This window comes from Reyranella sp. (genome assembly GCF_965227665.1).
GTDB lineage: Bacteria > Pseudomonadota > Alphaproteobacteria > Reyranellales > Reyranellaceae > Reyranella.
On sequence record NZ_OZ245767.1, the window covers coordinates 4,130,752 to 4,154,433 of the forward strand.

21 protein-coding genes, 1 tRNA gene and 1 pseudogene are annotated in these 23,682 nt (G+C 62.6%); 15 read left to right on the forward strand and 8 right to left on the reverse strand.

Annotated elements, in window-relative coordinates; all coding sequences use genetic code 11:
• The first annotated feature begins 173 nt into the window (after positions 1 to 173).
• Positions 174 to 2,531: a molybdopterin-containing oxidoreductase family protein gene (locus ACO07I_RS19940; protein WP_422010375.1), complete on the forward strand. Its 2,358-nt coding sequence runs from the start codon at positions 174 to 176 to the stop codon at positions 2,529 to 2,531.
• 346 nt (positions 2,532 to 2,877) lie between these two features.
• Positions 2,878 to 3,222, forward strand: a complete 345-nt coding sequence (locus tag ACO07I_RS19945; protein WP_422010377.1) for an SET domain-containing protein-lysine N-methyltransferase — start codon at positions 2,878 to 2,880, stop codon at positions 3,220 to 3,222.
• Positions 3,223 to 3,272: 50 nt separating this feature from the next.
• On the opposite strand, the gene ACO07I_RS19950 is transcribed toward ACO07I_RS19945, so the two are convergent.
• Positions 3,273 to 4,469, reverse strand: coding sequence for an iron-containing alcohol dehydrogenase (locus ACO07I_RS19950; RefSeq protein WP_422010379.1), 1,197 nt, complete (start codon positions 4,467 to 4,469; stop codon positions 3,273 to 3,275).
• A 111-nt stretch (positions 4,470 to 4,580) separates the two neighbouring features.
• Here ACO07I_RS19950 and ACO07I_RS19955 point away from each other — a divergent pair, with 111 nt between their 5' ends.
• The 3 genes from ACO07I_RS19955 to ACO07I_RS19965 are packed head-to-tail and all read left to right on the forward strand — an operon-like array spanning position 4,581 to position 6,468.
• Positions 4,581 to 5,291: a molybdate ABC transporter substrate-binding protein gene (locus ACO07I_RS19955; protein WP_422010381.1), complete on the forward strand. Its 711-nt coding sequence runs from the start codon at positions 4,581 to 4,583 to the stop codon at positions 5,289 to 5,291.
• A gap of 29 nt (positions 5,292 to 5,320) precedes the next feature.
• Positions 5,321 to 5,983 (forward strand): aspartate/glutamate racemase family protein, encoded by a 663-nt coding sequence (locus tag ACO07I_RS19960; protein ID WP_422010383.1) that lies wholly within the window; start codon positions 5,321 to 5,323, stop codon positions 5,981 to 5,983.
• A 14-nt stretch (positions 5,984 to 5,997) separates the two neighbouring features.
• Positions 5,998 to 6,468, forward strand: a complete 471-nt coding sequence (locus ACO07I_RS19965; RefSeq protein WP_298311541.1) for a MaoC family dehydratase — start codon at positions 5,998 to 6,000, stop codon at positions 6,466 to 6,468.
• Between the two features lie 171 nt (positions 6,469 to 6,639).
• Here ACO07I_RS19965 and ACO07I_RS19970 read toward each other — a convergent pair whose 3' ends face one another.
• Positions 6,640 to 7,896: an amidohydrolase gene (locus ACO07I_RS19970; protein WP_422010385.1), complete on the reverse strand. Its 1,257-nt coding sequence runs from the start codon at positions 7,894 to 7,896 to the stop codon at positions 6,640 to 6,642.
• A 206-nt stretch (positions 7,897 to 8,102) separates the two neighbouring features.
• Here ACO07I_RS19970 and ACO07I_RS19975 point away from each other — a divergent pair, with 206 nt between their 5' ends.
• The 8 genes and pseudogenes from ACO07I_RS19975 to ACO07I_RS20010 all read left to right on the forward strand — a co-directional run bounded on the left by ACO07I_RS19975 (position 8,103) and on the right by ACO07I_RS20010 (position 14,998).
• Positions 8,103 to 10,025, forward strand: a complete 1,923-nt coding sequence (locus tag ACO07I_RS19975; protein ID WP_422010387.1) for an ATP-dependent helicase — start codon at positions 8,103 to 8,105, stop codon at positions 10,023 to 10,025.
• 6 nt (positions 10,026 to 10,031) lie between these two features.
• Positions 10,032 to 10,490: a hypothetical protein gene (locus ACO07I_RS19980; RefSeq protein WP_422010389.1), complete on the forward strand. Its 459-nt coding sequence runs from the start codon at positions 10,032 to 10,034 to the stop codon at positions 10,488 to 10,490.
• Positions 10,491 to 10,823: 333 nt separating this feature from the next.
• Positions 10,824 to 11,984 carry a tyrosine-type recombinase/integrase gene (locus tag ACO07I_RS19985; protein ID WP_422018333.1) on the forward strand — a complete coding sequence of 387 codons (1,161 nt, stop codon included), beginning with the start codon at positions 10,824 to 10,826 and terminating at the stop codon, positions 11,982 to 11,984.
• A gap of 121 nt (positions 11,985 to 12,105) precedes the next feature.
• Positions 12,106 to 13,119, forward strand: a complete 1,014-nt coding sequence (locus ACO07I_RS19990) for a hypothetical protein (RefSeq protein ID WP_422010391.1) — start codon at positions 12,106 to 12,108, stop codon at positions 13,117 to 13,119.
• 91 nt (positions 13,120 to 13,210) lie between these two features.
• Positions 13,211 to 13,414 carry a helix-turn-helix transcriptional regulator gene (locus ACO07I_RS19995; protein WP_422010393.1) on the forward strand — a complete coding sequence of 68 codons (204 nt, stop codon included), beginning with the start codon at positions 13,211 to 13,213 and terminating at the stop codon, positions 13,412 to 13,414.
• A 3-nt stretch (positions 13,415 to 13,417) separates the two neighbouring features.
• A pseudogene (locus ACO07I_RS20000) lies at positions 13,418 to 13,597 on the forward strand (helix-turn-helix domain-containing protein); the annotation flags it as partial.
• Between the two features lie 93 nt (positions 13,598 to 13,690).
• Positions 13,691 to 13,837 carry a hypothetical protein gene (locus tag ACO07I_RS20005; protein ID WP_422018408.1) on the forward strand — a complete coding sequence of 49 codons (147 nt, stop codon included), beginning with the start codon at positions 13,691 to 13,693 and terminating at the stop codon, positions 13,835 to 13,837.
• Between the two features lie 60 nt (positions 13,838 to 13,897).
• Positions 13,898 to 14,998: a tyrosine-type recombinase/integrase gene (locus tag ACO07I_RS20010; RefSeq protein WP_422010395.1), complete on the forward strand. Its 1,101-nt coding sequence runs from the start codon at positions 13,898 to 13,900 to the stop codon at positions 14,996 to 14,998.
• 9 nt (positions 14,999 to 15,007) lie between these two features.
• Here ACO07I_RS20010 and ACO07I_RS20015 read toward each other — a convergent pair whose 3' ends face one another.
• A complete protein-coding gene (locus ACO07I_RS20015; protein WP_422010397.1) occupies positions 15,008 to 15,676 on the reverse strand; it encodes a recombinase family protein in 669 nt (222 codons plus the stop codon).
• Positions 15,677 to 16,330: 654 nt separating this feature from the next.
• Between ACO07I_RS20015 and ACO07I_RS20020 the strand changes: the two genes are divergently transcribed.
• The gene (locus ACO07I_RS20020; RefSeq protein WP_422010399.1) at positions 16,331 to 18,064 is read left to right on the forward strand and encodes an Eco57I restriction-modification methylase domain-containing protein; all 1,734 of its coding nucleotides are present in this window, start codon (positions 16,331 to 16,333) and stop codon (positions 18,062 to 18,064) included.
• Here ACO07I_RS20020 and ACO07I_RS20025 read toward each other — a convergent pair.
• The 3 genes from ACO07I_RS20025 to ACO07I_RS20035 form a co-directional block, all read right to left on the reverse strand.
• Entirely contained in the window at positions 18,041 to 19,090 is a 1,050-nt protein-coding gene (locus ACO07I_RS20025; RefSeq protein ID WP_422010401.1) for a hypothetical protein, read from the reverse strand. The genes ACO07I_RS20020 and ACO07I_RS20025 overlap by 24 nt on opposite strands.
• Positions 19,065 to 19,355 (reverse strand): helix-turn-helix domain-containing protein, encoded by a 291-nt coding sequence (locus ACO07I_RS20030; protein WP_422010403.1) that lies wholly within the window; start codon positions 19,353 to 19,355, stop codon positions 19,065 to 19,067. The genes ACO07I_RS20025 and ACO07I_RS20030 overlap by 26 nt, the downstream gene beginning before the upstream one ends.
• Before the next feature lie 204 nt (positions 19,356 to 19,559).
• Positions 19,560 to 19,649, reverse strand: a tRNA-Ser gene (locus ACO07I_RS20035).
• A gap of 121 nt (positions 19,650 to 19,770) precedes the next feature.
• Here ACO07I_RS20035 and ACO07I_RS20040 point away from each other — a divergent pair.
• Complete coding sequence (locus tag ACO07I_RS20040) at positions 19,771 to 20,118, forward strand: hypothetical protein (RefSeq protein ID WP_422010405.1); 348 nt, start codon at positions 19,771 to 19,773, stop codon at positions 20,116 to 20,118.
• Positions 20,119 to 20,275: 157 nt separating this feature from the next.
• Here the strand turns inward: ACO07I_RS20040 and ACO07I_RS20045 are convergent, their stop codons facing one another.
• Together ACO07I_RS20045 and lepA are read right to left on the reverse strand one after the other, a co-directional pair.
• Positions 20,276 to 21,610, reverse strand: a complete 1,335-nt coding sequence (locus ACO07I_RS20045; RefSeq protein WP_422009756.1) for an IS1182 family transposase — start codon at positions 21,608 to 21,610, stop codon at positions 20,276 to 20,278.
• 218 nt (positions 21,611 to 21,828) lie between these two features.
• Positions 21,829 to 23,631 (reverse strand): translation elongation factor 4, encoded by a 1,803-nt coding sequence (gene lepA, locus ACO07I_RS20050; RefSeq protein ID WP_422010407.1) that lies wholly within the window; start codon positions 23,629 to 23,631, stop codon positions 21,829 to 21,831.
• Between the last annotated feature and the right edge of the window lie 51 nt (positions 23,632 to 23,682).

Sequence of the window (23,682 nt, forward strand, 5' to 3'; positions counted from 1 at the left end):
TTTCTGCGGAGCTTATCCCACATTCGCCCGATATCTTGCCAAGACGATCCGGGATGCCCATCGGCTGCTCGCGATGTCCTCTCCCGGACTCTACACTCTGGCTTCTCGTCGGCCAGCCATAGGTGCCGCTCATCCACGACGGGAGCGACCGTCGCTCAACTGGGAGATCGCAGATGGTTGGACCACAGAAGATCGCGGCCTTTTGCACGCAATGCCGGTCGCGCTGCGGCTGCGTCGCCGTGGTCGAGGACGGGCGCCTGAGGGGGATCGAACCCTTGCCGGACCATCCCACCGGCCAGGCGCTTTGTCCCAAGGGACGGGCGGCGCCGGAACTCGTCTATCATCCCGATCGGCTCACGCGCCCGCTTCGCCGCACGCAGCCGAAGGGAGCCGCCGATCCCGGCTGGACGCCGATCGACTGGGACGAGGCGCTGGCCGAGATCGCCGCGCGCCTCTCCGATATCCGGGCGGCGCACGGCGCCGAACAGGTTGCCTTCTCCGTCACCACGCCGAGCGGGTCGCACATTTCGGATTCGATCTCATGGATCGAGCGCTTCATCCGCGCCTACGGCAGCCCGAACACCATCTACGGAACCGAAATCTGCAATTGGCATAAGGACTACGCCTCGCGCTTCACCTACGGCCACGATATCGGGACACCGGATTTTGCCAACACAGGGTGCATCGTGCTGTGGGGCAACAATCCCGCGGCCACCTGGCTGGCGCGCCAGGTGGAGATCCAGAAGGGCCTGAAACGCGGGGCGCGCCTGGTCGTGATCGATCCGCGGCCAACGGCGCTGGCGAAGCGCGCGACCCAGTGGTTGCGGGTGCGCCCCGGCACGGACCAGGCGGTCGCCCTCGGGCTCGCGAACCTGCTGATCTCGAGCGGACGCTTCGATCGCTCCTTTGCGGCAACCTGGACGAACGCCAGCCTGCTGGTGCGCGCCGATACCGGCCGCTTCCTGCGGGAGAGCGACCTTCGGGCCGATGGCCGGACCGAAATCCTCTTTTCCCACACCGGCGACGACGGCGACCTGCTGCCGTTCGATCCGGCGCGCGGGAGCTGGGAGCCTGCAAGCGTCACGCCCGCCCTGCGCTGGCAGGGGACTGTCCAGACGCTGACCGGACCCGTCGCGTGCAACACCGCGCTCGAGTTGTTCGCCCGGGCCGCCGCCGAATACCCGCCGGAGCGCGTCGCCGAGGTGAGCGGGATCGAGCCTGGGGACCTCGCGAAGGCCGCCGATATCATCGCCGGTGCCTCGTCGGTGGCCTACTACGCCTGGAACGGCGTCGGGCAGAGCGTGACGGCCACCCAGACCGATCGCGCGATTTCGATCCTCTACGCCCTCACCGGAAGCTATGGCCGCAAGGGCGGCAACGTGCCCGGCGGCGCGGCGCCCTTCGCCGACATCTCCGGCCAGGACCTCCTGCCCGCGACGCAGCGCGACAAGGCGCTCGGTCTTGCCGAGCGTCCTCTCGGTCCCGGCCTGCAAGGCTGGGTGACGGCCCGCGACGTCTACAAGGCGGTGCTGGCGAAAGCGCCCTATCCGGTGCGCATGCTGATGTCGTTCGGCACCAACCTGCTGGTGTCGCAGCCGGACACGGAGACCGCCCGCAAGGCGCTGGCCGCGCTGGAATTCCACGTCCATGCGGACTTCTTCGTCAATGCGACCGCCCGTTACGCCGACATCATCCTGCCCGCGGCCACGTCGTGGGAGCGGGAAGGCCTGCGCACCGGCTTCGACGGCAGCCTGGAGGGGTTGCGGCATGTCCAGCTGCGGCCGCCGGTCGTCGCACCCGTTGGCGAGGCCCGCTCCGACACCGACATCGTGATGGGGCTGGCCGCACGGCTCGGCCTCGGGGATCGGATGTTCGACCTAGATGCCGACCGCGGCCACGATGCGGCCCTGGCAAGGACGGGATTGACCGTCGAGAGGCTGCGCCGGTCTCCGGAAGGCATTGTGGTCGAGGGAGCGGTGCCGGTCGATGCGCAGGCGATCGCGCAAGACGGCCATCCGCGCGGCTACCCGACCCCGACCTGCAAGATCGAAATCTACTCGGAGCGGCTGATGCTCGCCGGCTACCGGCCGATCCCCGAGCTCGATGCCGACGATCTCGTGCCGGCCGAACCGGGTTATCCGTTGCGCCTCGGCAGTGCCAAGAGCGTCGCCTACTGCCACAGCCAGCATCGCAACATCGCCTCGCTGCGACGCCTCGTGCCCGACCCGATCGTGGAGATGGCGCCGGCCGATGCTGCCGCCCGTTCGATCGCCCAGGGCGACTGGGTTCGCATCCGGACGCCCAGCGGAGAGGCGGTCGCCCGGGCCGCCCTCGTACCGGGCCTCGCGTCGGGGGCCGTGTTCGGCCAGCACGGCTGGTGGGTCGATGGGGCCGACGGTACGCCGTACGATCGCAATCACCCACTGGCGGCAAACCTGAACGGCGCGATCGGCACCGAGCGGGCGGATCCGGTCAGCGGGTCGATCCCGCTGCGATGCTCCTGGTGCGAGGTGGAGAAGGTGGCGCATTGATCGCAAGAGAAGCAATCGTCTCTGCCTCTTCGACATCGTCATGTGTTCGAACGCCGCTACTTGATGGGCCACGGGCCGATCGGGTATTGCCACATCCCATCTGCCCGCAGCCGTTCGGCGAGAAGTAGGCCCATTGCGATCCCGTAGAGTTCCAGAAGTTCCATCTCCCGAATTGACGCCGGACCCTCGAATTGAGCACGACGGCAACGAACGCTCCTCCGGCTACGATAGGGCGCCACGGAAGCGTTCGTCGAAAGGGAAGTCCGGCGAAGCGGGTTCGGGCGCCGGGCGGACTCGCCGGCGCGGCAAACGTGTTGCCGCTCCGCTGATCGTCCGGCCCTATCTGGTGACGGAGATCCCGGGCCGTGGCCTGGGACTGACCGCCAGCACCGACATCGATCGGCGGACCAAGATCGATGACTGCTTCACCTGGGAACTGCCCAGGCGGGACATCAAGCATGTCACCGAGACGGTCCTGAACGGCAATTACTTCGAACATCCCGTCAATGCCCGGCACGGCCTGATCGCCATCGGCCACGTGTCGCTGATCAATCACGATCCGGACCCGAACTGCGAATGGCGCATGCTCCAGATCCACGACCGCTGGATGATCGAGGTGTGGTCGATCCGCCGCGTCGCCAGCGGCGAGGAGCTAACCTTCGACTACGGCTACGATCTGAACAAGACCTAGCGCCGCGGTGGCGGCCAAGCCAGCCGGGCGCGAACCGTTCTCCGGACTGTTCAGTAGGCGGCCTCCAGCAGCTGCTGTGCCGCGGCAATGCGCTCGCCATCGGATCGGACGCCTGCGTTGGCATTGAAGTTCTTGACCGTCTGCCCGGCGATGAGGGGGATCGCCGATCGCGGGATGTTCAGTTCGCTGAGGCGCACCGGCATTCCGACGCTGCGGTACAGTCGCTCCAGCTCATTGGCGATGGCCTGTTTTTTCGACCCGGTGCTGGCACCGAGGCCGAGGGCTTGGGCAACCACCTCCGCTGCGGCCGCGTCATCGTCTTGTGACAACCGGATCTTGGTAGCGTGGATGGTGGAGATCGACTCGCCCTGACCGACATGAGGGAACTGGACATGCAGGGCGGTGGAAACGGCGTAGTCCCCGCCAAAGGAAGAGCTCGCGCCCATGCGGGCGCCATCGTCCTCGGCACGGTTCTGGAGGAAGGCGGCGATGCAGAGATCGGCCCGCGAGGCCGCATCGTCGCGATTCTGGGCAAGGGCCGAGTAGGCGCGAAAGGCGAGACGGAAGGCCTGGAGGCGGTCGCCTTCGACCAGCGGATTGGATTCGGCAGCGGCGATGGCTGCAACGGCACTGGAAAAGACCGTGGTGGCGGTCGACCGATGGGATGAAGACGGTGTCGTCATCAGGACTTCGTGATCCAGCAGGATCGCCTGCGGCCGGGTCTTGGGATCGAAGAACTCCATTCGATGATCCAGATCGGCATTCTTCAGGCCCGTTCCGGCGCGGTTCATCGCGCTGGTGGGAGTCGTCGGGATGTTGACGATCGGGATCTTCGGCGCCGCGAGGCGCGGACTGTAGGCCGGCTTGTCGGCCGGGTACTGCGTCATCAGCTCGAAGGGACTGCGATCCTCCCCGAGGAAGATGGCGACGGCCCGCGTGGCGACCAGCACGCTTCCGCCGCCGACGGCGATGAGGAGATCGGCCTTGGCCTCGCGCGCGGCGTCCGTGGCGGCGCAGACGTTGGGATAGGGGCAGTCTTTCTCGATCCGGTCGAAGACGCCGGCGAAGGTCGGTCCCAGAGCGCTTGCAATGCGGCGAACGGTGTCGGTTCGCTTGGCGATGGAGGGTGAGCAGACGACGAAGGCGCGCTTGGCGCCGGCGCGAGCGGCGACCTCCTTGAGGGAACCCTCGAGGACGTTCGTTCCGCAGTACAGACGCCAGCTATGGCCCGAGGCACGAAAGCTCACTGGATCTCCTCCTGTTTTCGGGATCTTTGTAAACCGATAGCACATTTTGCCGTCGGCCATGGCGGCAGCCCGCTATAGTGGCGACGTCCGTTGTGCGAGGAGTGAAGTCCAGTGGCATCGTCGTCGTCCGTCGCCGTCATGAGCGGTCTCGCCCTCGAGGTGGCCGTCAATCGCTGGCTGAAGCCGGCCTTCGAGGCCGCATCGCCCTATCGCCTGGAGATCGACTGGCGTCCGACCACGGCCCTCATGAAGTCGATCGCCGAAGGGCAGCGCGCCGACGTCATCATCGCCATCGACGGCGCCATGGACAAGCTCTGCGCCGACCGCATCGTGCGTCCCGAGACCCGCGTCTGCCTTGCCGATTCGATCCTGGGCGTCGGCGTCCGCGAGGGCGCGCCGAAACCCGACGTTTCGACGGTCGAGGCGTTCAAGCGGGCACTGGTGGCGGCGCGGGCGGTGGCCTACTCCAAGGCGGGCGCGAGCGGCATCTACTTCACCGGGCTGGTCGAGCGGCTGGGGATCGCCGCCGAGGTCAATGCGCGCGCCGTCACGATCCCGATGGGCTTCACCGGCGAGAAGGTCGCGAGCGGCGACGCCGACATCGCGATCCAGCAGGTGAGCGAACTGATGTCGGTTCCCGGCGTCGCCGTCGCCGGCCCGTTTCCCGCGGAAGTCCAGACCGTCTCGACCTTCGATGCCGCCATCTTCGCCGATGCTGAGAATGCCGAGGGGGCCGCGGCGTGGATGGCGCTGCTCGCCTCGCCGGAAGCGGCGAAGGCCTATGGCGATGGTGGCCTGGTATCCCGCCTCGCGCAGTCCTGAAAACGCTCTCCTTTCGAAAGACCGGCCGCATGTCGAAGAAGCCCCGAATCGTCCTCCTGCATGGCACACCCGTCGCCATCGAACCCATCCAGCGCGCCTTCGCCACGCGGTGGCCCGAGGCCGAGGCCGTCGACCTGCTCGATTCCTCGCTGTCGATCGATCGCGCCAAGGACCACGACCTGACGTCGCGCATGTTCGAACGCTTCGTCGAGCTCGGCGGCTACGCGCATCGCATCGGGGCCGAGGCGATCCTCGTCACCTGTTCGGCGTTCGGGCCGGCGATCGAACGCATGGCCCGCGAACTGCCGGTGCCCGTGCTGAAGCCCAACGAGGCGATGTTCCGGGAGGCGATCGGCCGGGGGCGGCGGATCGGGATGCTCGCGACCTTCGCGCCGTCGGTGCTGACCATGACGGAGGAGTTCGAGCAGTTCGTCGGTGAGGCGGGCGCGCAGGCAACGCTCGAGACGATCGTCGTCGAGGGGGCCATGGATGCGTTGCGCAAGGGCGACGCCGACCGGCACAACGCGCTGATCGCCGCGCGGGCGCCCGAGCTCGCGCACTGCGACGCCATCATGCTCGCGCACTTCTCGACGTCGCGGGCGCTGGCTTCCGTCACCGCCGCGGTCAAGACACCCGTGCTCACCGCGCCCGACGCCGCGGTCGACCGTATCCGGGCCGCCATCGGCGGCTGATAAAGGAGGACATCATGGCAAAGCGAATCGTCGAGAGCCCGCAGGCAATGAAGGCGCTGGTCGGTCAGGAGCTGGGAGTCAGCGACTGGCTGGTGATGACACAGGAACGCATCAACCTGTTCGCCGAAGCCAGCGGCGACCATCAGTGGATCCATGTCGACGTCGAGCGCTGCAAGACCGACATGCCGGATGGCAAGACCATCGCGCACGGCAATCTCACCTTCTCCGTGATCTCCACCTTCGCCCGCGATGTGCTGAAGATCGACAATATGCGCAACGGCATCAACTACGGCTCGAACAAGGTGCGCTACACCAGCCCGGTGCAGGTCGGGGCGCGCATCCGCGGCCGCCAGAAGCTGCTGGCCGCCGACGACATGCCGAACGGCGGCATCCGCATGACCTACCAATGGACCGTCGAGATCGAGGGCCAGGAGCGCCCGGCCTGCGTTGCCGAGACCATGAGCATCGCCTACGCCAAGACGTAGAGTCTTTCACCTCATCCTGAGGAGCGCCGCGACGCGGCGCGTCTCGAAGGATGGGCAACCGGAACGGTGCTCGTGCCCACCCTTCGAGACGCGCTCCTGAGGAGCGCTCCTCAGGGTGAGGTCGGTGTTGGGCTGCCCGGCTCGATTCAATCTCGCCCGGAAAGACTCTCGCTACTTCCGCTTCAGATAGTCGATCGCGAGGTAGCTGAGCGCGCGCACGCCGTACTTGAGCGCGGGCTCGTGGACGCGGAAGACCGGCGAATGGTTGGCCGGCGCCTGCAGCGGGTCGACGTCCGGTGGCACGATACCCAGGAAGAAGAACATGCCCGGCACGACCTGGGCGAGATACGAGAAATCCTCGGCGCCCATCACCGGACGCACCTCGGTGACGCGCTGGGTGTCGAGACCGTTCTTCAGGCTGGTGGTGCCCCAGTCGGTGAGCGGCGGATCGTTGTAGGTCACCGGCACGCCGTCGAAGACCGTGACGGTGGCCTTGGCGCCGGCGGCATCGGCGATGGCTGTGGCGGTCTTGTCGATGCGCTTCCGGATCTCGGCGCGCACGCCCTCATCGTGGGTGCGGATGGTGCCTTCCATGGCGACCGAATCGGGCAGGATGTTGTTGCGCACGCCGCCATGGATGGTCGAGACCGAGATGACCGCCGGCGAGAGGGTGGGATCGAGCTGGCGGCTGACGATGGTCTGCAACGCCAGGATGATCTGCGCCGAGGTGACGACGGGATCGATGCCGCGCCACGGCTGCGAGCCGTGCGTCTGGCGGCCCTCGACGTCGATCTTGAGGCGATCGGCACTCGCCATCAGCCCGCCGGGACGCAGTGCGATCACGCCCGAGCGGATGCCCGAGGTGACGTGCAGGCCGAACACGGCGGACGGCGCCGGGTTCTGCAGGCAGCCGTCGGCGATCATCGCCTGGGCGCCGCTCGGGCGGCCGTCGTTGGAGCCTTCCTCGTTGGGCTGGAATATCAGCTTCACCGTGCCCGGGATCTCGTCCTTCATGCCGGCCAGGATCTCGGCCACCCCCATCAGGATGGCGACGTGGCAATCGTGGCCGCAGGCATGCATGACCGGAACGGTCTGCCCGAGATACTGCGCCGTGGCCCTGGAGGCGAAGGGCAGGTCGACCCGCTCCTCGACGGGCAGCGCATCCATGTCGGCCCGCAGCGCCACGACGCCGCCGGGCTTGCCGCCCTTTAGCACGCCCACGACGCCGGTGATCCCGACGCCTGTCGTTACCTCGTAGCCAAGCTTCTCCAGGTGCTCGGCGGCGAGCGCGGCGGTGCGCGTCTCCTGATAGGAAAGCTCCGGATGCTCGTGAATGTCGCGCCGCCACGCGATGACCTTGTCCTCAATCTCGAGGGCCGCTGCGGAAATGCGCTCGGAAAGTTCGTTGTGGGTGGTGATGTCGTTCATGCCGTGAGTGTCCTCGGCGAGGGGGAAGGTGCGCAAGGACTTACCGCCCTTGCTTTCGTTGCGGGCGCTTGTGAACTCTTCCTAGGGTACAGGATACGTGCTTTTCAAAAAGGGCGCCCCGAGAATGCTGCAAAAAGGTCGACACTGCTCAATGCATATGCACGCGGACCCTGATAGGTAGTAACGACCTACTGGGAGGGGGACGAATGTCTTGGGATACCGGGCTGGACAAGAGCAGCGTCGCTTACGGTATCGCGGCAGCGACAGAACGGCGCGTTCGTGTGATCGCCGGACCGGGCACCGGAAAGTCGTTCGCCATGAAGCGGCGCGTCGCGAAGCTCCTTGAGTTCGGTGTCGCGCCGAAGGAGGTGCTCGCCGTCACTTTCACACGCGTCGCGGCAGAGGACCTTCACCGCGAGCTTCAGAAGCTCGGCGTCCCCGGATGCGAGGAGCTTGAGGGTCAGACGCTACACAGCTTGGCAATGCGGATACTGTCTCGGAAGCACGTTTTGGAGGCCGTAGGTCGCGTTCCCCGGCCGCTGAACACCTTTGAGACCAAGGCTATGATCTGTGACCTCGCTGGTGCCAACGATGGGAAGCGCAAGGTCAAGAAGATGATCCAAGGCTATACCGCCGCATGGGCGCAGAGCCAAGGCGACGAGCCAGGCTTCGCAAAGGACGATGCCGAGAAGAAGTTTCAGGCCGATCTGCTCGACTGGCTCGACTTCCACGAGGGCATGTTGATCGGTGAACTCATCCCATACTTAGTACGGTACCTGAAGGACAATCCTGCATCGCCGGAGCACAAGGAGTTTAGGCACCTTCTCGTCGACGAGTTTCAAGATCTAAACAAAGCTGAGCAGACGGCCATTGCCTATCTCGGCGCGTCCGCCGAGGTCTGTATCGTCGGCGACGATGACCAGTCGATCTACAGCTTCAAGAACGCTCACCCAGACGGCATTCGGGAGTGGAAGGGCATCAATCCGGGCTGCGCCGACTTGGAGATGGCGGACTGCCACCGCTGCCCGACGACCATCGTCAATATGGCCAACTCGCTGATTGCCGTGAATAAGAATCGCACGCCCAGATCGCTCAACGCGCTGGTTAGCAAGGGGCCGGGCGAGGTTGCGATTATTCAGGTCACCTACCTGCACAAGGAAGCGGAATGGATCAAAAACAAGATTGAGGGTCTACTCCGCGAGGGTGTCCATCCGAGCGAAATCATCATTCTCGTCCAGCGCGCCGTCGCGGGAAGGCCGATCCTTCAGGCGCTCCGTGTCGCGCAAATTCCCGCGAAGTCGTACTACGAGGAGAGCCAACTCGACTCAGAGAGGGCACAGATGCAGTTTGCCCTATTCAAGCTTTTCCTCAACCACGAGGATCGGGTCGCGCTCCGCTACCTGCTGGGGTCGGACGTCGACGACTTCCGGTGCAACTCTTATGCCCGTGTCCGCAAGCACTGCGAGAGTTCCGGCGACACTCCTTGGCAGGCGATGAACAAGCTCGCCGACGGCGCGCTGACAATCGCCCACACCAAACCGCTGGTCGGCCGATTCAAGTTGCTGACGGAAGTGCTCGCAGAGCTGGATGCGGTCAAAGACGACGTTCAATCGTTCGTCGACAAGCTGCTCCCGGACGGAGACGCAGAACTCGCCGAACTCCGTGAACTGGCGGTGGCGCAGATGGAGGGGGCTGAGACACCCGCCGATCTGCTCGCCGGCATGATGCAGGAAATCACCCAGCCGGATGTCCCGCCGACAGTTGAGGAGGTCCGGCTGATGAGCCTGCACAAGAGCAAGGGGCTGAGCTCACCTTACGTCTTCATAGCGGGCTGTGTTGAGGGCATCCTGCCTCCCGCGCCCGACCCCGAGTGGTCGAAGGACTCGAAGGACGCGGCGCTCGAAGAGGCGCGGCGCTTGTTCTATGTCGGCATTACGCGGGTGAAGGCGGATCCGGACAACGGGCGGCCGGGGAGCCTGTTCATTAGCTACGCCCAACAGATGACCATCAAGGACGCTTACGGCGCGAACGTGGCGTTCAAGACAAAGTCGGGCGCTATGGCGAACTTGTTGCCGAGTCGCTTCCTAAGCGAGCTCGGCCCGGCCGCGCCAAAAGCGGTTGCGGGGTAGGCTGGCGTGGCGACCCGCGATCAGCTGTATGCCAAATTCGGAATCACCGCAGAAGCCGCGCAATTGTTCGAGACCGAGCTCGGGACCCTGCTGCTGTGTGCCCGAGGCTTGGAGAGCGGGTGGCATGTCATTCCCGATGGCGAGAGCGCGCGCGATGTGCTGCGCGAGGTCGACCGGAGCACCCTCGGCGGGCTTTTGTCGAAGCTCAAGCGGTATGTCGACTTCGATGAGAATCTGTCCGCCCGTTTCGCCTCAGCGCTGGCGGCGCGGAACCGGCTGAATCACGGCTTCTACGAGCGGCACAACTTCAGTATCCAGACGGACGAAGGACGCGACGAGATGCTGGCCGACCTCGAAACGCTTCATGGCGAGCTATTTACTGCTTGGCAGTTGGCAGGCGCGATGACTTCGATGGTCTCAAACATCATTGTTCGTGAACGTGAGCGTGGCGGTCCCCCGACTTAGGGCTCGCGTCTGCCGACCTCCCCCAAGATACAGATGCCACATCCGGTTAATGCCGGCATGGCATCCGTAAACTCAGCGTACCCGTTGCTGCGTTAGAGTAAGGAAAAGCGGCAGACGGAGGCTATGGGCCGCTGGCGGACAGGGCGTCCGCCCAGCATTAGTCCTCATTGATCCCATGAAGTACAAGAAAGCCAGTTTTTACGGGGATATTGCCTGGCACGTTGTCCACGTTGGACCATTGCGGACCCAAGCTGTCCCACATAAAATGTGGGATGAAACGAGGGACGAGGCTTGAAGCGATCCGGACCCCATCCAGACAAGGCGCTGAACGCGATGCGGGTTCGGACTGCCTCCGAGCCGGGCCGGTACGCTGACGGGAACGGTCTCTATTTGGTCGTTGATCCTTCGGGCGCGCGACGTTGGGTGCTTCGTACGGTGGTGCATGGACGCCGACGTGACATCGGCCTGGGTGGCGCGAAATTGGTCGGGCTCGCGGAAGCGAGAGATCTTGCAGTTCAGTATCGCAAGCTGGCGCGTGACGGGGGCGACCCCCTCAGCCTGCGGAGGCAAACGCGGCAGGTCGTGCCAACTTTTGAGGCTGCCGCCCGGGCGGTACATGCCGACAATCGGCCGACTTGGCGAAATGCCAAGCATGCCGATCAATGGATCAATACCCTTGTCGAATACGTCTTTCCCTTGATTGGCACTCGCCCAGTCAATCAGATTGCTGCTCCCGATCTCTTGACGGTACTCGCCCCAATATGGCTGACGAAGCCTGAGACGGCCCGCCGTGTGCGCCAGCGCATTTCCACCGTCTTGGATTGGGCGAAAGCTGCAGGCCATCGGACTGGCGACAACCCGGTCGCAGGCCTTGCCAAGGGGCTCCCGAAGCAGCCCGAGCGATCGGCCCATCACGCGGCCATCCCATACTCAGCCGTGCCAGCGTTTATCGAGAGGCTACGCAAAAGCGATTCGAATGAGACTGTGCGACTCGCTTTCGAGTTCCTCATACTTACGGCCGCGCGTACCAGCGAAGTCCTTGGAGCGAAACTGCCGGAAATTGATTTGGCTGGCCTCATTTGGACTGTACCAGCTGAACGGATGAAGGGCGGGCGTACCCATCGCGTGCCGTTGGCGCCAAGAGCCGTGGCGATATTAGACCGCGCCCGCCAGCTCAATCCGGATAGTCCCTACATCTTCGCGGGGCGGAAGCCCGATCTGCCATTGAGCAACATGGCCTTCCTGATGGCGATGCGGCGAATGGGCGTCGACGCAACCGCCCATGGGTTCCGGTCGGCGTTTAGAGATTGGGCGTCAGAACGGACGAACTTTGCGAACGAACTTTGCGAACTGGCGTTGGCGCACAGCATCAAGAGTAAAGTGGAAGCGGCCTATCGACGAGGCGACCAACTCGAAAAGCGGCGAACGCTCATGGAGACTTGGGCGGCATTCACGGCCTCTTCCTCCAGCAAGGTCGTTAGACTTCGGGCATGATCCGGGGAAATGCAAGGGAATCCTGGCGAACGCCGGCTTTCTGGTAGTGCGCTGCGGTCCAGTGGAGTATGTCGCCGTCTAGTGGCATCCTTACTCGTCCAAGTGGTCGAGCAGGAGCCTCATGCCTTCGTTCCCCGATCCAGACAATAACCGGGCCGACAAGATCGACTTCATTGTCGCCCACCGGCACGGCGCCGATTTTAGGACTACCGCGAGCATTGCGCCATTGATGCCTAGGCGACCGGGGCTTCAGCGTCCGGACACCACTGCTGCGTCAGCACTGGAGCAGGAGCTATCGGCCATGCCGGATGAGCAGTTGGAAGCCGAATACCAGAAAGTTCGGCTCGCCAGTGCTCAAGCGAAAGAAGAGCGCCTTAAGCAAGAGGCGGAAAAGCGAGAGCGCGAGGAGGCGCGGCTTCCGATCAATCGGCCCGGCGACTTCGCCTACTGGGCCAAGAGTCCCTATTGGACCATTGAGGAGGCCGTGGCCCTTGTTCTGGGTCGGGAGCCGAAATACGCCAATCGAAAGTCAGTTCAGATCTACTCGCAGGTATCGCCGGGAGCGCAACTGTATCTGCGGACACTGGAGCTGGCCGACCGGAACGTTTCTTGGAAGCAGCTTACGAATCCAACTGCCCCTGGAGCATTTTTGGCATGGGCTAAGCGCTGTGGCATCGGCATACCAGCAGACTTGGAAGCTGAGGTCGCCAAGTATGACCACTACATTGGCGACTGGCGGACATTGTACGAGAGTACCAAGGCCAAGCTGGATGAGGCCCTTGAACGTGAACGGCAGCTAGCGGAGCTGACGAAAACCGTAAAGGGTCAATTCGATGCATTGCAGGCCCAAGTGCAGGCGACGGTTGCCCAGTTTTCCCAGCGGCAGCCCGCGCCTAAAGAGCCTGATCCGCGCGAGATAACCAGTCTCCGGAAGCTCTGCATCGGTATGGCAATCAGAGGGTATCGCTTCAGTCCTGGCGAAAGCCGAAATAGCGCTACGAGTGACATTGTTGGGGATCTTGACTTACTCGGGATCAGCGTGAGCGCCGATACCGTGCGCAAGCATCTAGCGGCCGGCGCTGAGTTACTTCCGCAGGATTGGAAAGCGCGCCGGGATGGGACTGGAACCGAATAGCAGGCTATTCGGGGAGACCGTCGCCGTATTGGGCCACAGGCTTCCGTGGCCGTCTTAAGCCTCCTCCGGTCCCAACTGGATGGAGGCGTTAATGCAGACCAAGTCCTTACCTGAAGCCGGTTTCGTGCGACTGCCGGCAATCCTAGCGCCGCGCGGGCCGATCCCCATCGGCCGCTCTACGTGGTGGGCCGGAGTGAAGGCTGGGCGCTTTCCGAAACCCGTCAAGCTGGGCCCCCGCACGACGGCTTGGAGAGTCGAGGATATCCGCGCGCTGGTCGCCCAGTTGGGGGCCTGACTCATGGGGCGGCGCAGCTTCAATATTAGGCGAGTTAAGAAGCTTTGGCCCTACAAGGTAGGCGAGATCGCCGATATTCTCGGCGCCCATCCTCACACAGTCAGATTGTGGCTCAAGCAGGGCCTGCCGACCATCGGCGGCCCGAATCCTATACTTATCCGAGGCGAGGACCTGCAAGCCTTCCTTGCCGCTAAACAAGCGCAGCGGCGGCGCACTTGTCCGCCCGGAACCTTGTACTGCGTTAAGTGTCGGGAGCCGCGTCGGCCAGCAGGTGACGTGGCCGACCTGAAGGAGCTTTCGGACAACATGGGCGACCTTCAAGCCCTGTGCCCGGTGTGCATTACGCTCATGCATCGCCGCGTCAATCTCGGGGCGATGGCTGGCGTCTGGAGCGGAATCGTCGTCACGACAACGCACGGCTAGAGGCGCTTAGGGGAGAGGGCGTGACCCTGCGTGAATTGTGACTCTAGAGGAGCATCGACAATGACTGCAAAATACAACGCGGAAAACGAGCGTCTGAAGCGCGCTTACCTGATCTGGATGAGAGAAGCGGAGCAGCATGGGGAGCAATCGCTCGACGCCATCCTCAAGGCGCTGCATCGCTTCGATTCATACAACAAGTTCCGACCGTTTCGCGCCTTTCACTATGAGCAGGCCGTGGCTTTCAAGCATCATTTGGCTGAGGCAAAAAGCGAGCGCGGCCACGGGCCGCTTAGTCTGGCGACGCAGCACTCGACGCTTGCGGCCCTCAAGGCGTTCTTTCGTTGGCTGGTGGGCCAGCCGGGCTTTAAGCGGCGGTTCACCTATGCCGATGCAGCCTATTTCAGCATGGCCCGCAGCGACTCGCGCATTGCTAAGACCCACCGTGAGGCGCGGGTGCCATCCCTGGAGCAGGTGCGGACAGCACTCGCCAAGATGCCATCCAGTACGGCCCTCGAACTTCGCGACCGGGCGGTTTTCGCTTTCGTTCTGTTGACCGGTGCTCGCGATGGGGCGATCCCCTCATTGCGCCGAAAGCACCTCGACCTTCCCAATGGCCGCGTCTTGTTCGATGCCCGCGAGGTGCGCACGAAGTTCTCCAAGACATTCTCGACTTGGTTCTTTCCGGTCGGGGATGAAGTACTTCCCATCATTGAGCAATGGGCAACGCACCTCGATACGGTCGAATTGCTGGGACCGGACGAGCCGCTTTTTCCCTCCACGAAGGTCGAGGTGGGCTCCGACAGTCGCTTCAGGGCGGTTGGCCTCGCGCGCGAGCCGTGGGCGGGAGCAGACCCGGTACGCAAAATCTTCCGAAAAGCTTTCGAGGGAGCCGGGTTGCCGTACCATGCCCCACACAGTGTCCGAAAGACGCTCACCCAGCTTGGCGAGCGTCTTTGCAAAAGCCCGGAAGAGTTCAAGGCGTGGTCGCAGAACCTGGGCCACGAGGGCGTTCTAACGACCTTCAGGAGCTACGGGAGCGTGAGGCAGGACCGGCAGGCCCAGATCATCCGTGACCTTGCCAAAGCGCCTGAAGGCCCTGCAGAGAGCCTCAGGGAACTGAGGCGGGCCCTGGACAAAGTAGCTGCCGCCTCAGGACTGTAGGCGGCAAGCCTATTGGGCGAGCATATGGCTGACGCTGGCCGCATGGTACGGCCCGCCCGATGGTCCGAAGTGCCCCAGCCGGGCAAGCTCTGCCGCGATGGCCCGAAGGCTGCGGGTTTTCCCGGTCTTGGGGGACTTGCGAGCCAACCTGCGAGCTTCACTAATGACTTCGGCGGGAACGGGCTTCCGGCCCTCGCAACGGCCCGTATCGGCACGCTTGCGCTCGCGGGCATGCCGAAGCTTGGCAACGATGCCTGCCTTCTCGAATTGAGAGACGGCCCCAAGGATCTGCCTCACCATTTCGGCGGTTGGGGAGGGGTCCGTGAAGTAGGTAGGAGCGTCTACCGGAACAAGCTCGATACCCCGGTTGCGCAGCAGCGCATGCCCCGCCAGTTGGACAGCCAGGTCGCGGGCGAAGCGGCTGGCATTCTCCACAAGCACAACGCCGATTTGGTGGGCCTCACAGTAGGCCAGCAAGGCTACGAAGCCCGCTCTTGTGTCGACTGGATCGCAGCCACTGACCGCAGCGTCATAAAAGCTCTCAGCGACCACGAGCCGCCCCTTGGCGTATCCTTCAACCGCATCGGCCTGCCGTTGCTGGCTGTCCTTGTCCGCGCCGACATTCGAGGCGCTGCTCGTCCGATAGTAAGCCACCGCGCTCTTGTTCTTGTTCGCCATAATCCACTTCCCACGGCATATTGCGCGTATTTCTGTAAACTATCTGGAGTTTGTTTACAAGAACATTCGCAGGCGGTCACTTCGTGAACGCGGCGACCTGATTGGAATTGTGATTGGTGCGTCCGGTTTGAGCCGGAAAGGTGAAAGGACATAGAGAATCGTCATGTCACCATGGCGCGCGAGCTGTGCTAACGTCTCCAGTCTATGAAAGCTGAACGCCCAAATCCTCGAGAGCGAGATGCGGCAATTTTCCAACTTTTGGAAGAAGCTGCAGTAGAAAACCGACGAAGCCCGACCAATCCAAAGCTAGCAGAACATCTTCGTTCCATCGGGTTTCCCAGAGCCAGTACTGGAAGTATCCCGGCAGTTCTCGGCCGCCTCGCCCGCCAGGGAAAAATCCTCGTCCGGATTTATCCTCAAAACTGGCGAGAAGTGGTGATTCAGGTGGGGCCCCATGCGGGACGCCAGACATTGGGGGCGCCAAATGGACGGAAGGCTCACACGACGATTGCGGCATCCGGAACGACCCGTTCGCCACGCGCCTATTAGTCATATTGGACATCTTGCTGCTTTTCAGCCGTGAGGTCACCACGCCCCGCTGCTGGGCTGCAGTCCCATGCTGCACGTCCCAGCAAGAAGATCGGAAGAGTCTCTATGAATCGCACCCGCGTTATGGACCCCGTACAACGGTACCAGGCCGTCAGCGCCGAAAAGGCGACCGGCTCGACATATACCCCGGAAGTACTCGCCGAATTTGTTGCGCGACAGATTCTTAAGTGCGCCAACGTCGATGAAACGAAGCCGCTCACTATCCTCGATCCAGCGGTCGGCGATGGGCAACTGGTCGTAAGCTTGCTGAAAGAGCTGTCTCTTCGGCCAAATGCGGGAATCGAGGTTCACGGGTTCGATACCAGTTCCAACGCGTTGGACACAGCATTGGAACGCATTCAAGCTGCTTTTCCAAACGTTAGCATCGTGCTGCACAAGCGGGACTTCCTAGGCTTCGCAGCCGAGCAGAAAACTGGATCTCTCTTTTCCGAAGTTAAGCAGGAGCGGTTCGATTTAATAATCGCTAATCCGCCGTATGTGCGTACCCAGATCATGGGTGCGCAAGAGGCACAACGCTTGTCCCAGACGTTTGGATTGTCGGGGCGTGTTGACCTGTATCAAGCATTCTTGCTCGCCATGGCAGACGTGTTGAAACCCGACGGGGTGGCGGGGATGATTGTTTCTAACCGTTTCATGACGATTAAAGGCGGCAGCGCGCTCAGAATTGAACTCAGTCGGCGCTTCGACTTGCGACATGTATGGGACTTGGGGGACACGAAGATCTTTGAGGCAGCTGTTCTGCCAGCGGTCATTGTTGCAGCGGGTCGCAAGAAGGTAGAAGTCCAACGCGGCGCTCCCTTGTTCTCTTGCATTTATGAAACTCAAGGGACGGCTGAAAGGAATGTCCCGAATCCCATCGAAGCGTTGCAACATAGCGGTATCGTAGAGATCGCAGGCGGTCGTAAATTCCAAGTCAGGCATGGCGTTCTGGACAACACCGGCGGGCAAGATGCCGTCTGGCGCATCGCGACTAAGCAAGGCGACGAATGGTTAGAAAGAGTTACTCAGCATACTTGGAAGCAATTTGGGGGCATTGGTAAGGTACGAGTGGGAGTTAAGACTTGCGCAGATTCGATATTTATAAGGCGCGACTGGGAAAAAGCTCCGGGTGCACAAAAAATAGAATTGCTGCGTCCTCTCACGACACACCACAGCGCGGCCCGGTTCCGGGCTGTCGCGCCTAAACATGAGCGCCAAATATTATATCCTCACGAACTAGTTGATGGTCGCCGTCAGGCGATCGCGCTTGAAAAATATCCATACAGCAAAGCTTACCTTGAGGCGCACCGCGCCAAACTAGAAGGCAGACGATACGTGATCGAAGCGGGCAGGCAATGGTATGAGATTTGGGTTCCGCAAGATCCGGCGGCGTGGTCAGCTCCCAAGCTGGTATTCCGGGACATTTCAGAGCGACCAACTTTTTGGATCGACCTCGATGGAACCGTCGTCAACGGCGACTGCTATTGGCTTGTTCCTAATCGAGCCGCAGATTTTGATTTGCTTTGGCTTGCGTTAGCCGTAGCAAACTCGACCTTCATTGAAGCGTTCTATGATCACTGCTTCAATAACAAGCTCTACTCAGGGCGTCGCCGATTCATAACTCAATATGTTGAGAAGTTTCCGCTGCCCGACCCTGAGCACGTCCTGTCGAAAGAAATAATAAGACGAGCGAAGGCAATCTATGACGCAAATCACTCAGATCTGACGGCCAATCTCGAAGGTGAATTGGACATGCTTGTCTGGGACGTGTTCGGCTTAAGAAAAGAAGTCTTTGGGTAAAGGAATCTGAAGCTTTGAGTTGAGCACTCTTCCTTCAAATTGGGGAAAGCGCGCAAAAAACCCTTCGCCCGTTGATAGAAACAAATGAGTAAGCGCAACTTCTTTGTTAGAGATGCTCGCGTAGAAGATGGCATATCGAACATCACAGTGACGGATTTGCTGTTTGTTGATCATCGGAACATCTAGGGGCTCCGTGCTTGCCGGCGTCACAAGTCCCAAGTCGATGGTTGGCGAGGTTTGGAGCTTCACCTCAAGCAGTTGATGGCGAACGTCAGGGAATTGGCCATCGTCCTCGTACGTTGCATATCCCAATGCAGCGCACACAAGTCGATGAAGCGCAGCGCCTCTATTCCGTTCCTGGTCTACTCCCGCGTCTACAAATCGTTCTCCAACCAATCTAGATAGTAGTTTGAAGACGCTAGCGATCGAGAGGATGTGTCCTTTCTCAGGATGGAGTACCGGGCTCGCAATCTTTCTGAGGTTAACATCGGGTGCCACGAACGCTTCAAGCCTTGCTGTATCTCTTGGTGTGATCAGCTCTGTCGATTGACTGCCTGGAATGCAGCGAGCTTGATATTTCTGAGTGAGGGTTCCGGTCGTATCGAGTAGCGCAAGCGTGTCCCCGGTTACGACTTTCACCCGAGTAACAACGTCCTTCTCTGACACTCTTACAAGCACATAACGGCGGGTCGCTGACAGTTCTTCATTCCATATCTGAAGATTGTTTGCCTTCTGCGCATACGTGTCGAACATCTGCCCCGGAAAGCGTGGTTGGGTCTTCTTGAAGGACTTCGGCACGGGGTAGCCTATGGCCCGGCATACGGCTTCTTTGACGACTTTCGATCTTGTTCGAAGCTTCAAGCCTTCGAGGGACAGATTGCGTAGTGCGCTGTCGAGGATTGATTCTAATTCAGGGGACGGAATCCACAACGTCGGGTCACCAATTTCGATCCCGTCGTAGATGCTAAGGCCGCTTTTTCGAAGCGCTTCAATATAGGCGCTAGGGCTTGGGTTGCTTTTTGTCATGGCTCATGGGTGTCAGCAGTTGAACGACGGACACGCGGAGAGCGGAGGCGAGAAGTTCCAGCGAGCTAAGCGTTACGTTGCGTTCGCGGCGCTCTATGGAGCCGACGTACGTTCGGTGAATGCCGCATTGATCGGCTAATGCCTCTTGGGAGAGGCCTTTTGCCTGCCGCAAAAAGCGTACGTTCGAAGCAAGCGTCGTGAGTAGAGCATTGCTTGGCTTGCGCAACTTGGTGACGGTATTTCTCCAGCGGTAACGTGTCTTCATCCAGAGTTTCGTCGCGCTGCTTTCAAGTCTACAGACCATGAGTAGCGCCACAGCTTCGCGCTATTGGAACCAATCAGCACTGCCTAGGGCTCCTGCGCGGCCCGCCAAACGCGGGGCGATCTCCCAATTATGTGGGATAGAATGTGGGCTAGCCGAAATAGCGGCTCAAAAAATAGGCGTTTTACTAGCCTATTCGAGCGGTGCTGGCGGACAGGGCGGGATTCGAACCCGCGGTGGCTGTTACACCACGCACGCTTTCCAAGCGTGTGCCTTAAACCGCTCGGCCACCTGTCCGGGAAGCGCGGTCGGCCGCTCTTATAGCGCGGTGGATGGTTTGGGCAACGGTCTTCCCTGCCGCGGGCCGCTTGGCTAGGGTCCAGACGGTACCTGGCCGGCGCTTGGGGGAGTAATGGTCGTGTTTCGGGCCCTGGGCTGGCTGTTCCTGGCCCTGGCTGTCGCAGTGATCGTGCATGACCTGCTGACCTGGTGGTCGCAGGGCAGCTATCCTTTCTCGACCTTCGGCAGCCTGTGGGCGCATCTCGACCCGGCCTCGCTCGGGAACACGCAGACATCGGCGCGGCGCCACCTGTCGGGCGTGCTGTGGACCTGGATGATGCGGCCGCTGCTCACGGTGCCGGCGGTGCCGGCCTTCCTGGTGCTGGGCCTCGTCCTGCTGTGGATTGGCCGCCGCGATCTCGGGCGCCCGGATCCCGGCTTTCTGGCCGGCTCGCGGCCGCGCCGGCGCCGCGGCGGGCTCCTGTGATCGCCGGCTGGCGATAGCCACCTTCCTCATCCTGAGAGCTTGTGAGTGTATTGGGCAAGCTCTCGGGGGTGTATTGGCGTGGGCTGCTACGCCGGGCGCCGTTGTTGTCTTGGGGTGCGTTGGTGGCCGTAGCCGTGCAGGCCCCGGAATGGCCTGGTCATGCCTTGGCTGTCTTGAGGCGATGCCCGGCGATGATGTTGTTGGCGAGGGCGAACCAGAGCAGGATGGTTTTGACCTTGTGAACGCCGCGCACGGTGAACTGGCGCAGGCCCCACTGCCGGAAGCGGGCGTTGATGCACTCGCCCATCGCCCGTCGTTTGTAGACGCTCTTGCCGTGCGGGCTTCGCATGCGCCGGCGCCAGGCGGCAACGCCGGGACCGTCCTTGGGCCGAGGCGCATAGGGATCGCTCTTGTGCTTGTTGCGGGTGGTCGGTCCGTAGATCAGCACACCCTGCTCGAACGCCTCTTCCGTATCCTCGTTCTTGTGGAAGCCCCCATCGACCAGATGGCGCCGGGGCTGCCGTTGATAGCGTTCTTTCAGCCGCTCCAGCATGGGCCGCAGCAGGCCGCGGTCCGAACCCGTGGTGTCGATGGCGACGTCGACCACGATCTGGCCTTTGGCCACCGTGCCGATCTGGCAGTTGTAGGCCGGCCGGAAGCCGCCATCGGCCATCTTCATGACGCGCGCCTGGGGATCGGTGGTCGAGGTGCGAGGCTCCTTCTGCTTGGCCACCTGCTTCTTGTTGGTCTTGCCGCGTCGCTCCCGCTCGGCCTCGATCTCGGCCAGCTTGTCGAGCGCCGTCGCCACGCGCTGCTCGCGCTCGCGCGCAGCCCGCTCCTGGGCCGCCTTGATGCGCCGGTTGCTGGCGTCGGGGTCCTCGTCGAGTTCCCGCTTCAGATACTCGACCAGCCGGCGTGCCTTCTTCAGGTGCTTGTGCAGGCTCTGCCGGCGCCGGAACGAAGAGCCTCCCGCGCCCGCCCGCACCCGAACCCCGTCCTGCACCACCTCGGCAAGCTCGATCACATCCTCCGCCATGAGTGCCGCGATGTTGTGCGTCAGAAGCCGATCCAGCAGTTCGCCATGACCGCTGCGGAAGTCGGCCAGACCGTGATAGTTCACGCTCACCCCCCCGCACAGCCACCGATAGGCATCGTGGCTCGCGCACAGCCGCTCCAGCGCCCGCGCGCTGCCCACGCCCTGGCTCGTCGCATAGAGCCACAGCGCCAGCAGAAGACGAGGGCTCGCCGGAGCCTGGCCCGGCGTGTGCTCGCGAGCCCCGATCGCGTCCTCCAGCACCTTCAGGTCCAATCGCTCGACATAGCGCCAGATCACCCGCGCCGGATGATCCGCCGCCAAAAGGCTGTCGAGATCTACCGACCGAAGTTCCACCTGCCGCCGCTCCGGCTCGCGCATCCGCGGCTTGCCCGACCCGGGCTCGGCCTTCGCCACCAACTGCTCCGGAAGGCCCCCGAACAGATCCTTCTCCGGCATCAACTCCTCCACCAAATTCGCTTCGATGGAATCATCCCGGGCGGGCATCCGAAAGACAAAGATTCACAAATTCTGAGGAGCGGCCGCAGGCCGCGTCTCGAAGGATGGGCAACAGGCGAGGTGCGCGTTCCCATCCTTCGAGACGCCGTGCTTCGCACGGCTCCTCAGGATGAGGTTGGTGGTGGTGTTTCGGTGGGTGAACTCGAAGCGAAAAGACCCTACCGGCTGTCCATCTTGAGGGCGGCGATGAAGGCCGATTGCGGGATCTCGACCTCGCCGATCTGCCGCATGCGCTTCTTGCCCTTCTTCTGCTTCTCCAGGAGCTTCTTCTTGCGGCTGATGTCGCCGCCGTAGCACTTGGCCAGCACGTCCTTGCGCATCGGGCTGATGGTCTCGCGCGCGACCACGCGGCCGCCGATGGCGGCCTGGATGGCGATCTTGAAGAGCTGGCGGGGGATCAGGTCCTTCAGCCGCTCGCAGAGCTGGCGGCCGCGGCTCTCGGCGGCGTTCTTGTGGACGATCATCGACAGCGCATCGACCGGCTCGGCGTTTACCAGGATGGAGAGCTTCACCAGGTCGCTCTGCTCGTAGCCGTCCATCTCATAGTCGAAGCTGGCATAGCCGCGAGTCATCGACTTCAGCCGGTCGTAGAAGTCGAACACGACCTCGTTCAGCGGCAGGCGGTAGATCGCCATGGCGCGCGTGCCGGCGTAGGTGAGCTCGAGCTGCTGGCCGCGACGTTCCTGGCAGAGCGTCAGCACGGAGCCCAGATGCTCGTCGGGCGTGATGATCGTGGCCTTGATCCACGGCTCCTGCATCGACTCGATCTTCATCTGGTCGGGGTAGTCGGCCGGGTTGTGCAGCTCCATCGACGTCCCGTCGACCATCGCGACCTTGTAGACGACCGAAGGCGCCGTCGTGACGAGGTCGAGATTGAACTCGCGCTCCAGCCGCTCCTGCACGATCTCGAGATGCAGCAGGCCCAGGAAGCCGCAGCGGAAGCCGAAGCCCAGCGCCGCGCTGGTCTCGGCCTCGAAATGGAACGAGGAGTCGTTGAGGCGGAGCTTGGAGAGCGACTCGCGCAGCACCTCGAACTCGGCGGCATCGGCCGGGAACAGGCCGCAGAACACCACGGGGACGCTGGGCTTGAAGCCCGCCAGCATCTCCGTCGCGGGCTTGCGGTCGTCGGTGATGGTGTCGCCGACCTTGCAGTCGGCGATGGTCTTGATGCCGGCGATGATGAAGCCGATCTCGCCCGGCCCGAGTTCCGCCACGTCGGTGGCCTTGGGCGCGAACACGCCGACCTTGTCGAGGTCGTAGGCCGCGGCCGCCGCCATCATGCGGATCTTCATGCCCCGGCGCAGGACGCCGTGCTTGACGCGCACCAGGGTGACGACGCCGAGATAGGGATCGTACCAGCTGTCGACCAGCAGCGCCTGGAGCGGCGCCTCGCGATCGCCGGTCGGTGCCGGCAGGCGCTTGACCATCGCCTCGAGCAGGTCGTCGATGCCGATGCCGGTCTTGGCCGAGACCATGACGGCTTCGGACGTGTCGATGCCCACCACGTCCTCGATCTCGCGGCAGACGCGCTCGGCATCGGCGGACGGAAGATCGATCTTGTTCAGGACCGGGATGATCTCGTGATTGACCTCGATCGCGTGATACGCGTTGGCCAGCGTCTGCGCCTCGACGCCCTGGCTGGCATCGACCACCAGCAGCGAGCCCTCGCACGCCGCCAGCGAGCGGCTGACCTCGTAGGCGAAGTCGACGTGGCCCGGCGTATCCATCAGGTTCAGGACGTAGGTCTTGCCGTCCTTGGCCTTGTAGTTGAGGCGCACGGTCTGCGCCTTGATGGTGATGCCGCGCTCGCGCTCGATATCCATCGAATCGAGCATCTGGTCGTGGAATTCGCGCTCCGTCACCGCGCCGCAGGCCATGAGCAGCCGGTCGGCCAACGTGCTCTTGCCGTGGTCGATATGGGCGATGATCGAGAAGTTTCGGATCAACGACAGGTCGGTCATTTCACTTCGAGCCCAATTCAACTTTCATTGTCATCCTGAGCGCAGCGAAGG